Source organism: Streptomyces sp. NEAU-W12, assembly GCF_026242095.1.
Taxonomy (GTDB): domain Bacteria; phylum Actinomycetota; class Actinomycetes; order Streptomycetales; family Streptomycetaceae; genus Streptomyces.
Genome location: NZ_JAPJDM010000008.1, coordinates 156,021 through 167,604, shown reverse-complemented (window position 1 = coordinate 167,604; position 11,584 = coordinate 156,021). Strand labels below are relative to the sequence as shown.

Annotated in this window: 8 protein-coding genes, 2 pseudogenes and 1 riboswitch; of the genes and pseudogenes, 2 read left to right on the top strand and 8 right to left on the bottom strand. The window is 71.0% G+C overall.

Annotated features, from left to right (window positions below):
• Nucleotides 1-4: 4 nt before the first annotated feature.
• Nucleotides 5-514: pseudogene (locus ORI94_RS12255) on the bottom strand (helix-turn-helix domain-containing protein); the annotation flags it as partial.
• Nucleotides 515-555: 41 nt separating this feature from the next.
• Here ORI94_RS12255 and ORI94_RS12250 point away from each other — a divergent pair.
• Nucleotides 556-765 carry a hypothetical protein gene (locus tag ORI94_RS12250; RefSeq protein WP_266074551.1) on the top strand — a complete coding sequence of 70 codons (210 nt, stop codon included), beginning with the start codon at nucleotides 556-558 and terminating at the stop codon, nucleotides 763-765.
• Between the two features lie 241 nt (nucleotides 766-1,006).
• On the opposite strand, the gene ORI94_RS12245 is transcribed toward ORI94_RS12250, so the two are convergent.
• From ORI94_RS12245 to nagB, 7 genes and pseudogenes are all read right to left on the bottom strand, one after another.
• Nucleotides 1,007-2,035: a ribonucleotide-diphosphate reductase subunit beta gene (locus tag ORI94_RS12245; protein WP_266074550.1), complete on the bottom strand. Its 1,029-nt coding sequence runs from the start codon at nucleotides 2,033-2,035 to the stop codon at nucleotides 1,007-1,009.
• Nucleotides 2,035-4,434, bottom strand: a complete 2,400-nt coding sequence (locus ORI94_RS12240) for a ribonucleoside-diphosphate reductase subunit alpha (RefSeq protein ID WP_266074549.1) — start codon at nucleotides 4,432-4,434, stop codon at nucleotides 2,035-2,037. Before ORI94_RS12240 ends, ORI94_RS12245 begins: the two co-directional genes overlap by 1 nt.
• Before the next feature lie 146 nt (nucleotides 4,435-4,580).
• A riboswitch (cobalamin riboswitch) is annotated at nucleotides 4,581-4,674 on the bottom strand.
• Between the two features lie 102 nt (nucleotides 4,675-4,776).
• Nucleotides 4,777-5,338: pseudogene (locus ORI94_RS12235) on the bottom strand (GNAT family N-acetyltransferase).
• Nucleotides 5,339-5,404: 66 nt separating this feature from the next.
• Nucleotides 5,405-7,054: a monocarboxylate uptake permease MctP gene (gene mctP, locus ORI94_RS12230; RefSeq protein WP_266074548.1), complete on the bottom strand. Its 1,650-nt coding sequence runs from the start codon at nucleotides 7,052-7,054 to the stop codon at nucleotides 5,405-5,407.
• The gene (locus ORI94_RS12225) at nucleotides 7,051-7,317 is read right to left on the bottom strand and encodes a DUF3311 domain-containing protein (RefSeq protein ID WP_266074547.1); all 267 of its coding nucleotides are present in this window, start codon (nucleotides 7,315-7,317) and stop codon (nucleotides 7,051-7,053) included. The genes mctP and ORI94_RS12225 overlap by 4 nt, the downstream gene beginning before the upstream one ends.
• A gap of 131 nt (nucleotides 7,318-7,448) precedes the next feature.
• Nucleotides 7,449-8,213 (bottom strand): GntR family transcriptional regulator, encoded by a 765-nt coding sequence (locus ORI94_RS12220; protein WP_266074546.1) that lies wholly within the window; start codon nucleotides 8,211-8,213, stop codon nucleotides 7,449-7,451.
• A gap of 206 nt (nucleotides 8,214-8,419) precedes the next feature.
• Nucleotides 8,420-9,205: a glucosamine-6-phosphate deaminase gene (nagB, locus tag ORI94_RS12215; RefSeq protein ID WP_266074545.1), complete on the bottom strand. Its 786-nt coding sequence runs from the start codon at nucleotides 9,203-9,205 to the stop codon at nucleotides 8,420-8,422.
• Nucleotides 9,206-9,900: 695 nt separating this feature from the next.
• Here nagB and ORI94_RS12210 point away from each other — a divergent pair.
• Entirely contained in the window at nucleotides 9,901-11,367 is a 1,467-nt protein-coding gene (locus ORI94_RS12210; protein ID WP_266074657.1) for a sensor histidine kinase, read from the top strand.
• Nucleotides 11,368-11,584 lie beyond the last annotated feature (217 nt).

Below are 11,584 nucleotides of genomic sequence, written 5' to 3'. Positions count from 1 at the left end.
GCGTTCACGCGGCCTCGGGGCCGCGGAACGTCCGCCGGTAGGCGTTCGGGGTCGTTCCCGTGACGCGTACGAAGTGGCGGCGCAGCGCGGCCGTGGTGTCGAAGCCCGTACGGCCCGCGACCGCGTCCACCGTCCCGTCGGTCCCCTCCGGCGGACGCTGGGCGAGCAGCACGCGCCGGCGCAGGATCCAGCGGTACGGCGTGGTGCCGGTCTCCTGCTGGAAGCGGCGGGCGAAGGTGCGCGGGGACACGGGGGCGCGGGCCGCGGGCTGTTCGACGGTGGCCTCCTCGTCGAGATGCCGCTCCCTCCACACCAGCACCTCGGCCACGCTGTCGCCGCCGGGCAGCGGCAGCGGGCGCTCGGTGTACTGGGCCTGGCCTCCGTCCCGGTGCGGGGGCACCACCGTGCGCCGGGTGATCCGGCCGGCGACCTCGGGGCCCTGCTCCTTGCGCACGAGATGCGGACAGGCGTCGATCCCGGCGGCGGTGCCCGCGGAGGTGATCACGGGGTCCTCGCCGAGTTCGGCGAGGAGTGTCCGGCGCCGCAGTGGTGTCCATGAAGACGACACAGGGGGAAGCGCTGATCGGAATCCTGACCGTTCTCGGTCTGCTCGTCCGGAGGGTCCTCCCCGCCGCCGTCGGTATCGCACACGACCGGAGGATCGACCGGCAGCTGAAACAGGCCGGGACCGGCCGCGCCGCCGCCGAGCGGCGCCACGCCCCCGCGCGGAGCGCCGCCCCGCACCGCACCGCACGCGCGGCATGAGACGGGGCGGAACCCGGGCCCGACGGGCCGGGGCCCGTGGCGGAAGGGGCGCCTGCCGCGCGGCGCCCGGCACGTGCTCCCGCCGCACCGCCCGAAAGCCCGGGTACGGCCCGGTACGTGGGCTTCCGGGCGGCACGCCGGGAACAGGCTCCCCCGAGCTCTCGGCTTCGCCCGAGCAGGGGGACCTCCACGACGCCGCGCGACCGGCCTCCGGGCGACGACGCCACCTCCGCGGCAGACCCTAGAAGTCCTCGTCCAGGTCGACCGTGCCCTCCACGGCGACCTGGTACGCGGACGGACGCCGCTCGAAGAAGTTCGTCAGCTCCTGGACCCCCTGGAGCTCCATGAACGCGAACGGATTGTCCGAGCCGTACACCGGTGCGAAGCCCAGGCGGGTCAGCCGCTGATCGGCCACGCACTCCAGGTACTGCCGCATCGACCCGGTGTTCATGCCCGGCAGTCCGTCACCGCACAGGTCCTGCCCGAACTGCAGCTCCACCTCGACCGCTTCGCGCAGCATGTCCGTCACCTGCTGCCGGAGCTCGTCGTCGAACAGGTCCGGCTCCTCCTCGCGGACGGTGTCGACCACGTCGAAGGCGAAGGACATGTGCATCGTCTCGTCCCGGAACACCCAGTTGGTGCCGGTCGCCAGACCGTGCAGCAGGCCCCGGCTGCGGAACCAGTACACGTAGGCGAACGCCCCGTAGAAGAACAGGCCCTCGATGCACGCGGCGAAGCAGATCAGGTTGAGCAGGAAGCGGCGGCGGTCGGCCCGCGTCTCCAGCCGGTCCAGCTTCTCCACCGAGTCCATCCACCGGAAGCAGAACTCGGCCTTCTCCCGGATGGACGGAATGTTCTCCACCGCCGCGAACGCGGCCGTCCGGTCCTGAGGGTCGGGCAGGTAGGTGTCCAGCAGCGTCAGGTAGAACTGGACGTGCACCGCCTCCTCGAAGAGCTGCCGCGACAGGTACAGCCGCGCCTCCGGGGAGTTGATGTGCTTGTAGAGGGTGAGCACGAGGTTGTTGGCCACGATCGAGTCGCCGGTGGCGAAGAACGCCACCAGGCGGCCGATCAGATGCTGTTCCGCGGGGCTCAGTCTCGCGAGGTCGGCGACGTCCGAGTGGAGGTCGACCTCCTCCACGGTCCAGGTGTTCCTGATCGCGTCCCGGTAGCGCTCGTAGAAGTCGGGGTAGCGCATGGGGCGCAGGGTGAGCTCGAAACCCGGGTCGAGGAGGTTCTGGGTCCGGGCGGTGTCCGTGGTGCTGGTCATCACTGGCAGGCCTCGCAGGACTCGGGGTTCTCAAGGGAGCAGGCGACGGCCTCGGGGCCGTCGGCCGGCTGCCGGGCGGGGGTGGGGGTGGGAACGGGGGCGGTGGCGGCGGTGGTCTGCGCCTGGGCCGCGCGGGCGATGCGGGTCGCCGGACGCGAGCGCAGGTAGTACGTGGTCTTCAGGCCCCGCTTCCAGGCGTAGGCGTACATCGAGGAGAGCCTGCCGATGGTCGGCGTCTCCATGAACAGGTTCAGTGACTGCGACTGGTCCAGGAACGGAGTGCGGTCGGCGGCCATGTCGATCAGACCGCGCTGCGGGATCTCCCACGCGGTCCGGTACAGCTCGCGCACCTCCTCGGGGATCCAGGCGACCTCCTGGACCGAGCCGCCGGCCTCGCGCAGCGCCTCGCGGGTCCGCGCGTCCCACATGCCCAGCCGCTTCAGATCGTTCACCAGGTACGAGTTGACCTGGAGGAACTCGCCGGACAGCGTCTCGCGCTTGAACAGGTTGGACACCTGCGGCTCGATGCACTCGTACACCCCGGCGATGGACGCGATGGTGGCCGTCGGCGCGATCGCCAGCAGCAGCGCGTTGCGCAGGCCGACCGACGCGATGCGCTCGCGCAGCGCCGACCACCGCTCGGGCCAGGCGAGTGCGGTGTCGTAGTGGTCGGGGTGCAGCACGCCCCGGGCGGTCCGTGTGTGCTCCCAGGCAGGCAGCACACCGTCGCGTTCGGCCAGGTCGGCGGAGGTCTCGTACGCGGCGAGCATGATCCGCTCCGCGATCCGGGCGGAGAGCCGCCGGGCCCGGGGCGAGTCGAAGGGCAGGCGCAGGGCGAAGAAGACGTCCTGGAGGCCCATCACGCCCAGCCCCACCGGGCGCCAGCGCGCGTTGGAGCGGCCCGCCTGCTCGGTCGGGTAGAAGTTGATGTCCACGACCCGGTCGAGGAAGGTGACGGCCGTGCGCACGGTCTCGTCCAGCCGCACCCAGTCCAGGTCGTCGGCGTCCCGGTCGACGAACGCGCCGAGGTTGACCGAGCCCAGGTTGCAGACCGCGGTCTCCCCGTCGCCGGTGACCTCCAGGATCTCCGTGCACAGGTTGGACGAGTGGACGACGTGGCCGGGCTCGGCGGTCTGGTTGGCGGTGCGGTTGGCGGCGTCCTTGAACGTCATCCAGCCGTTGCCGGTCTGGGCGAGGGTCCGCATCATGCGCCCGTACAGCTCCCGCGCGGGGATCGTCCTGCGTGCCAGGCCCGCGTCCTCGGCGGCCCGGTAGGCGGCGTCGAACTCCTCGCCCCACAGGTCGACCAGGTCCGGGACGTCGGACGGGGAGAACAGCGACCAGGGCGCGTCGGCGCTCACCCGGCGCATGAACTCGTCCGGCACCCAGTGCGCGAGGTTCAGGTTGTGCGTACGGCGGGCGTCCTCACCGGTGTTGTCGCGCAGTTCCAGGAACTCCTCGACGTCCGAGTGCCAGGTCTCCAGGTAGACCGCCGCCGCGCCCTTGCGCCGGCCGCCCTGGTTCACGGCGGAGACCGAGGCGTCCAGGGTCTTCAGGAACGGGACGATGCCGTTGGAGTGCCCGTTGGTGCCGCGGATCAGTGAACCCCGGGAGCGGACGCGGGAGTAGGACAGGCCGATGCCGCCGGCGTGCTTGGAGAGGCGGGCCACCTGGTGGTAGCGGTCGTAGAGGGAGTCCAGCTCGTCCTTCGGGGAGTCGAGGAGGTAGCAGGACGACATCTGGGGGTGCCGGGTACCGGAGTTGAACAGGGTGGGGGAGGAGGGAAGGTACTCCAGGCGGCTCATCAGGAGGTACAGCGCGGCGACTTCGTCCACCGGACGGACGTCCGCGTTGCCGGCGTCCTTCGCGAGGCCCGCGGCGACCCGCAGCAGGAAGTACTGCGGTGTCTCGACGACCTTGCGGGTCACCGGATGCCGCAGCAGATAGCGGCTGTGCAGGGTGCGCAGCCCGAAGTAGCCGAAGCGGTCGTCGGCCCGCGGGTCGATCAGCGCGTCGAGTCGGTCCGCGTGCCCCAGGACGAACGCGGCCGTCCGGTCCGCGACGAGACCCTCGCGGTGCCCGGTCGCGATCGAGGACGTGAACGACGTGACTCCCTGCGAGGCGGCCTCGGCGCGGATGCCGAGGGTCAGCAGCCGGGCGGCGAGCCGGGAGTAGACGGGATCCTCGGAGATGAGCCCGGCCGCCGCCTCGGTGGCCAGCTCGCGCAGCTCTGCCTCGTCCGCGTGCGCGGACCGGCCGCGCAGCGCGGCGGCGGCGACCCGGCCGGGGTCGGCGCCCTGGAGGTCTGCGGTCAGCCCGGTCAGGGTCCGCAGCAGCGCGGCACCGGGGCCGTCGCTCGTATCGGCCGCTGAAGCAGGATCGGCTGGCGCGATGGTCACGTGGGGCTCTCCCTCGCTCGGCACGGAGCCTCGGCAAGGGCAGGGGGCGGCACACGGGCACGCACACGCGCCGCGCGTCCACCGGCCCATTCCGCGAGGCCCGGACGTCTGGCACCTGGACCGGACGGCCGGGTGCACTGTCGGCAGGTCCTCGGACTCAAGCCCGTGCGGGCACGCGGGAAACGCGAACACGCACAAGTACACCGTTGCGGGACAGTTCCGGATTCGCACCGGATTCCCCTGCGGCGACAGCGAGCATGAGCATACATCTTGTGTCGGGTGCTGTCGGCAGTCCCATATCTTGTGTCCCGGCAGGTGTCGCGGCACAGGGACGCAGGGGCGTCAGAGCGCCGGCTCGTAGGTGAGCAGCGTGGTGTCGTCCAGGTGCGGAACCGGGTTCCAGTCCCGCCCGGGAGAGCGGACGGAACCGAGTCGCTCGTAGACACGGTGGGCCGCACGCATCGTCCGCTGGGTCGACAGCACGACCCGTACGCACCCCTCCGCGGCCCGTGCCCGGTCGGCACAGGCGCGGACGAGGGCCTCCCCGGCACCCTGGCGCCGGGCGGCACGGGCGACCGCGAGCATCCGGATCTCCGCCTCGCCGGGCCCGGCGATGTCGGCCATCGGCCCGCCGCGCGGTACGAACGTCACCCCGCCCGGCACTCTCCCCGCACCGCCCGCCTTCGCCCCGGCGAGCGCCCCGGTCCCCTCCACGGCGACCGGTATCTCGGCGGCCATCGGCCCGCCCGGCGACGTCCCTGAGCTCACCGAGGTACGCGTCGCTCTCCCCGAAGTCGACCAGCCCGTCGCGCGGACAGGCCTGCGCGGTGATCTCACCGAGTTCCTCGAACTCGTACGGCCCCACCGGCCGGATGGCGATGTCCGTGGGGCGAGTGTGCCCCACGGGTACGGCAGGGGGTCACCGGAGACATCCGGTGACCCCCCGCCGTACCGCGTACCGCGTGCCGCGTCAGTGTGTGCCCTCGGCGGCCGTATCGACCTTGTCGGCCGGGTCCAGGGGCAGCTCGGTGCTGACCCCCGGGTCGCCCGCGTCCGCCGTGTAGTCCTGCGGCCGGGTCTCGTCGACGCCCTCGGGAGCCTTGGCCGCCCTCAGGACGAAGGTCAGGGCGATCGTGACCAGAGCGTTGATCACGAAGGCGGTGAGGCCGATGTAGCCGATCTCGCCGATGCCCGGGATCTCCTGTGACGAACCACCGAAGTGCTTCTGCGTCGGCGAGGCCACCCCGTACGCCGCGACCGTGCCGTAGACCATGCCGACCGCCCAGCCCGCGAGCAGCGCCCAGCGGTGGAACCAGCGGGTGAACAGACCGCCCACCAGCGCCGGGAAGGTCTGCAGGATCCAGATGCCGCCGAGGAGCTGGAAGTTGATGGCGACCGTCTTGTCCATGGTGAGGACGAAGGCCAGCGCCCCCACCTTCACCAGGAGCGAGACCACCTTGGAGACCTTGGTCTCCTGCGCCGGCGTAGCGTCCGGTTTGATGAAGTCCTTGTAGATGTTGCGGGTGAACAGGTTCGCGGCCGCGATCGACATGATCGCCGCCGGCACCAGGGCCCCGATGCCGATGGCCGCGAAGGCCACGCCGGCGAACCAGGCCGGGAACATGTTCTCGAACAACTGCGGGATCGCCAGCTGCCCGTTGCTGACGTCGACCCCGGCCGCGATCGCCATGAAACCGAGCAGCGCCAGCAGGCCCAGCATCAGCGAGTACAGCGGCAGGATCGTGGTGTTGCGGCGGATCACCTCACGGCTGCGCGAGGACAGCGTCGCGGTGATCGAGTGCGGGTACATGAACAGCGCGAGCGCCGAGCCCAGCGCCAGCGTGGCGTACGTCCACTGGCCCGCCTCGGCCGGCACCAGCGAACCGCGCGGCGCGCCGGTGGCCGGGTTGGTCTCGCCGTACGCCTCGCTCGCCCTGGCGAAGATGTCGTCGAAGCCACCCAGCTTGATCGGGATGTAGATGATCGCCACCGCGATCACGAGGTAGATCAGCGTGTCCTTCACGAACGCGATCAGCGCCGGGGCCCGCAGACCCGACGAGTAGGTGTACGCCGCCAGCACACCGAAGGCGATCAGCAGCGGCAGGTCCTTGACGAACCAGTTGGTGTCCTCGCCGCCGCCGACGCCCATCACGTCCAGTACGGCCTGGATGCCGACCAGCTGGAGCGCGATGTACGGCATGGTCGCCAGGATGCCGGTGAGCGCCACCGCCAGCGACAGCCCCTTCGAGCCGAACCGGCCGCGCACGAAGTCGGAGGTCGTCACATAGCCGTGCTTGTGCGACACCGACCACAGCCGGGGCAGGAAGGTGAAGATCAGCGGGTAGACGAGGATGGTGTACGGCACGGCGAAGAAGCCCGCCGCGCCCGCCGCGTAGATCGCCGCCGGTACGGCCACGAAGGTGTACGCGGTGTACAGGTCGCCGCCCAGCAGGAACCAGGTGACCCAGGTGCCGAACGACCGTCCGCCCAGGCCCCATTCGTCGAGGCTGTGCTCGTTGGCGGCCCTGCGCCAGCGGGCGGCCAGGAAACCCATCGCCGTGACGAGGACGAAGAAGAAGATGAAGACGGCGAGTGCCACGCCGTTCACGCCGTCGTTCATCGCCGCGCACCGTCCTTCGCCGCCGCGCGGGCACGCTGGTCACGCTGCCACAGCTTGTAGGCGATCACCGTCAGCGCGGTGGAGATCAGTACCCACAGCATCTGGTACCAGTAGAAGAACGGGATACCGATGAAGGCGGGGTCGGTTCTCGCGTACGAACCGACCCACAGCATGGCCACGAACGGTGCTGCAAGGCAGACGCCGATGACGACGCGCGTGGGCGTCACCACCGGATTTCTGCCGGAACCTGGGGCTTGCGACATCGAACGACTCCGTCCCTTCGCTGATCGCCTGCGCTGCGCAATGCGCAGGAAATCTAGGACAGCGCCGGACCGGGGCGGAACCCCTTGCGGGGATCGCGTACTTAAACTCCACGGAAGGCTGACACACCGGCTCAGTCCTGCGGGCGCTTCAGCCGGGCCACGAACTTGTACCGGTCCCCCCGGTACACCGAACGCACCCACTCCACCGGCTGCCCGCCCCGGTCCAGCGAGTGCCGGGAGAGCATCAGCATCGGCAGCCCCACATCGGTGCCGAGCAGGCCGGCCTCGCGCGGGGTGGCCAGGGAGGTCTCGATGGTCTCCTCGGCCTCCGCCAGACGGACGTCGTACACCTCGGCGAGGGCGGTGTACAGGGACGTGTACTTGACCAGGCTGCGGCGCAGGGCCGGGAAGCGCTTCGCGCTGAGGTGGGTGGTCTCGATGGCCATCGGCTCGCCGTTCGCCATGCGCAGCCGCTCGATGCGCAGCACCCGCCCGCCGGGGGCGATGTCGAGCAGCGAGGCGAGCCCGTCATCGGCGGTGATGTAGCCGACGTCCAGCAGCTGCGAGGTGGGCTCCAGGCCCTGCGCGCGCATGTCCTCGGTGTACGAGGTGAGTTGCAGCGCCTGCGAGACCTTGGGCTTGGCGACGAAGGTGCCCTTGCCCTGGATGCGCTCCAGACGCCCCTCGACCACCAGTTCCTGGAGCGCCTGGCGCACGGTGGTGCGCGAGGTGTCGAACTCCGCCGCCAGGGTGCGCTCGGGCGGGACCGGCGTACCGGGAGGGGCCGTTTCCGTCATGTCGAGCAGATGCTTCTTCAGCCGGTAGTACTTGGGCACGCGCGCCGTACGGACCGTAGTCCCACCCTCGTTCTCCGTACTGCTGACGTCGGTGCTCATGCTCTGCCTTCCCGGCTCCGAGTGCCGAACGACCGACACGCCATCGGCCCCGGCTCACATCGTGGCACGGCCGCGGCCGGGAGTGTCTCCCGTACGCTCCGTGATCCCCTCTGTATACCGCCGGGCCCGGGGTTGGTCTAGTCCACCGCGGCCGCCCGGGGGGTGCGCGGCCCCGGAGCCGCGGCGCGGCGCCCAGGGGGCTTCGGTCAGATCCCCTGCCAGTCCGGCTTGTTGGCGTAGGTGTGCCGGAAGTAGTCCGCGAGCTTGAGTTCGGTCGCGGCGGCCTCGTCGACGACGACCGTGACATGCGGGTGCAGCTGCAGCGCGGACGCCGGGCACACCGCGGCCACCGGGCCCTCGACGGTCGCGGCGACCGCGCCCGCCTTGCCCTCGCCGGTGGCGAGCAGGACCAGGTGGCGAGCCTCCAGGATGGTACCGATGCCCTGGGTGATGACGTGGTGCGGGACCTGGTCGATGTCGTCGTCGAAGAAGCGCGCGTTGTCCACCCGGGTCTGCTCGGTCAGCGTCTTGATCCGGGTGCGCGAGGCGAGCGAGGAGCACGGCTCGTTGAACCCGATGTGCCCGTCCGTCCCGATGCCGAGCAACTGCAGGTCGACGCCGCCGGCCTCGGCCAGTGCCCTGTCGTACGCCGCGCACGCGGCTTGTACGTCTTCGGCCGTGCCGTCGGGCCCCATGAAGGCGTCCATGCCGATGCCGAGCGGCTCCAGGACCTCGCGCCGGAGTACCGACCGGTAGGACTCGGGGTGATCGGTGGGCAGCCCCACGTACTCGTCGAGCTGGGCGATCCTCGCCCGGGAGGTGTCCACGGCGCCGGAGCGCACCCGGGCCGCCAGCGCCTCGTAGACGGGCAGGGGCGTCGAGCCGGTGGCCACGCCGAGCAGGGCGTCGGAGGTGCGCCGCAGGAGATCCGCCATGGCTCCGGCGATGAGTGCGCCGCCCGCCTTGGCGTCCGGAACGATGACAACTTCCACGCTGAGCCTGCCGATCTGGGAGGGGACTCGACTGGGACCGGCCCCGAAGGGGCGCGGGGCGGCCATGTGGTTTAGACCAATCTCAATCTAACAGAGCGGGGGTCACGCTCCCAGGCGGCCGGGTCAGGGGGAGGAGCGGAGGGCGACGGCGCTTTCGGCGAGCGTCCGCCGCCCGCCTCCCCTCAGCCGCCCAGGACGGAACCCGCCTCTCCTCAGCATCCCAGGAGGGAACGGTCGCGGCCCGCCGGCCGAAATGAGTGTGGAATTCCGTTCCCGGGGCGCACCCCCGCGGGATAAGGTGCCTGGTGGACGCCCGAATGTCCGCTTGACCGTCGTCCCGATCGACCGCTGTCCCGGTGGTCGCGTGAGCACGTGATCGCGCGTGCACGGAAAAAGACAACAACGAACAGCCTCCGACACGTGGACACGGGTAGTGGTCTAGTCCACAATGCGTAACAGTGCAGCGCACGCAAGCCTGCCTTCCCCGCACAGGAAGGCGGAACGAGGACCCGGAGCTCTCTGCCCTGACTGCCCCGGATCCTCGTCCCTCGGCCGAACGGGACCGCACACCCCGCGGCCGATGTCGCTCCGGGCTGCGGTGCCGGGAGGGCTGAGGGTCCCTCCCAGGCGCCGCGGCCCGCGGGTGTCTCCGGGGGAGGTGCGACGTGCCGGGTACGCTCGCTGACGTGCCCTCCATGAACGAACTCGTACACCAGCACACCGCTCTCGACGAATCCGATCTCGAGTGGCTTCATCTGCTGGTCTCGGAGTGGCAGCTGCTCTCCGACCTCTCCTTCGCCGACCTGGTCCTGTGGGTCCCCACCCGCGACGGCACCCGCTATGTGTCCGTCGCCCAGATGCGCCCCAACACCGGCCCGACCTCGTACCAGGACGACATGGTCGGTCATCTCGTCCCGCGCGGCCGGCGCCCCATGCTGGACGCGGCCGTGGACGAGGGGCGGATCGTGCGCGAGGGCGACCCGGAGTGGCGCGAGGAGGTCCCGGTCCGCGTCGAGTCCATCCCCGTACGGCGGGAGGGGCGAGTCCTCGGGGTCATCGCGCGCAACACCAACCTGCTCACGGTGCGTACCCCCAGCCGGCTGGAGCTCACCTACCTCCAGAGCGCCTCCGACCTCGCGCAGATGATCGCGGCCGGCTCCTTCCCGTTCGCGAACCAGCAGCTCGACATGGACGCGCTGCCCCGGGTGGGCGACGGGCTGATCCGGCTCGACGCCGAGGGACTCGTCCAGTACGCCTCCCCGAACGCCCTGTCCGCCTACCACCGGATGGGCCTGGCGTCCGACCTGGTCGGCCACCACCTCGGCCGCACCACCGCCGAACTGGCACCTTCCCGCGGGCCGGTGGACGAGGCGCTGGCCAAGGTGGCCAGCGGCTGGGCACCGCGCGAGTTCGAGATCGAGGCGCCCGGCGGGGTGATCCAGTTCCGGGCGATCCCGCTCAAGCCGAAGGGGACCCGCATCGGTTCGCTGGTCCTGCTCCGGGACGTCACCGAACTTCGCCGCCGTGAACGGGAGTTGATCACCAAGGACGCGACCATCCGGGAGATCCACCACCGGGTGAAGAACAACCTCCAGACGGTGGCGGCACTGCTGCGCCTCCAGGCCCGGCGGATCGGCTCCGAGCGGGGCCGCGCGGCGCTGGAGGAGGCGGTGCGCCGGGTCGGTTCCATCGCGATCGTGCACGAGACGCTCTCCCAGAACCTGGACGAGCGGGTGGAGTTCGACGAGATCGCCGACCGCGTCCTGGCGATGGTCGCCGAGATCTCACCGGGCAAGGTCACCGGCCGGCGCACCGGCCGCTTCGGCATACTCGACGCGGAGGTCGCCACCCCGCTGTCCATGGTGCTGACGGAGGTTCTGCAGAACGCCCTGGAGCACGGCTTCCGCGAGGGCGACACGGGCACGGTCGAGGTGGCGGCGGTCCGCGGCGGCACCACCAAGGAGGCCCGCCTGCTGGTCACCGTCCAGGACGACGGCGTCGGCCTGCCCGAGGACTTCGACCCGCACACCGGCGGCAACCTGGGGCTGCACATCGTACGGACCCTGGTCGAGGGTGAGCTGGGCGGCACCTTCGACATGGTCCCGGCCCCGGACGGGGGGACACGGGTGATCCTGGATGTGCCGGTGGCCGTGGACAAGTGACGGCGAGTGCCGACGAGCGGCGTACGTGATGCGGGTGAGCAGCCAAGAGCCCCGGACGGTCGGCCGTCCGGGGCTCTTGCGTGACTGATGGGTTCCCCTCCGGCTCGAAGTGAGCCGAGAACTCGGGGGAGCACCGGGGAACTGCGTGCTGCGGCTCGGGGGCGGGAGATGCGTACGCGCTGTACGCGCCGCCAAGCTCAGGCTGTCAGCAGGGGTG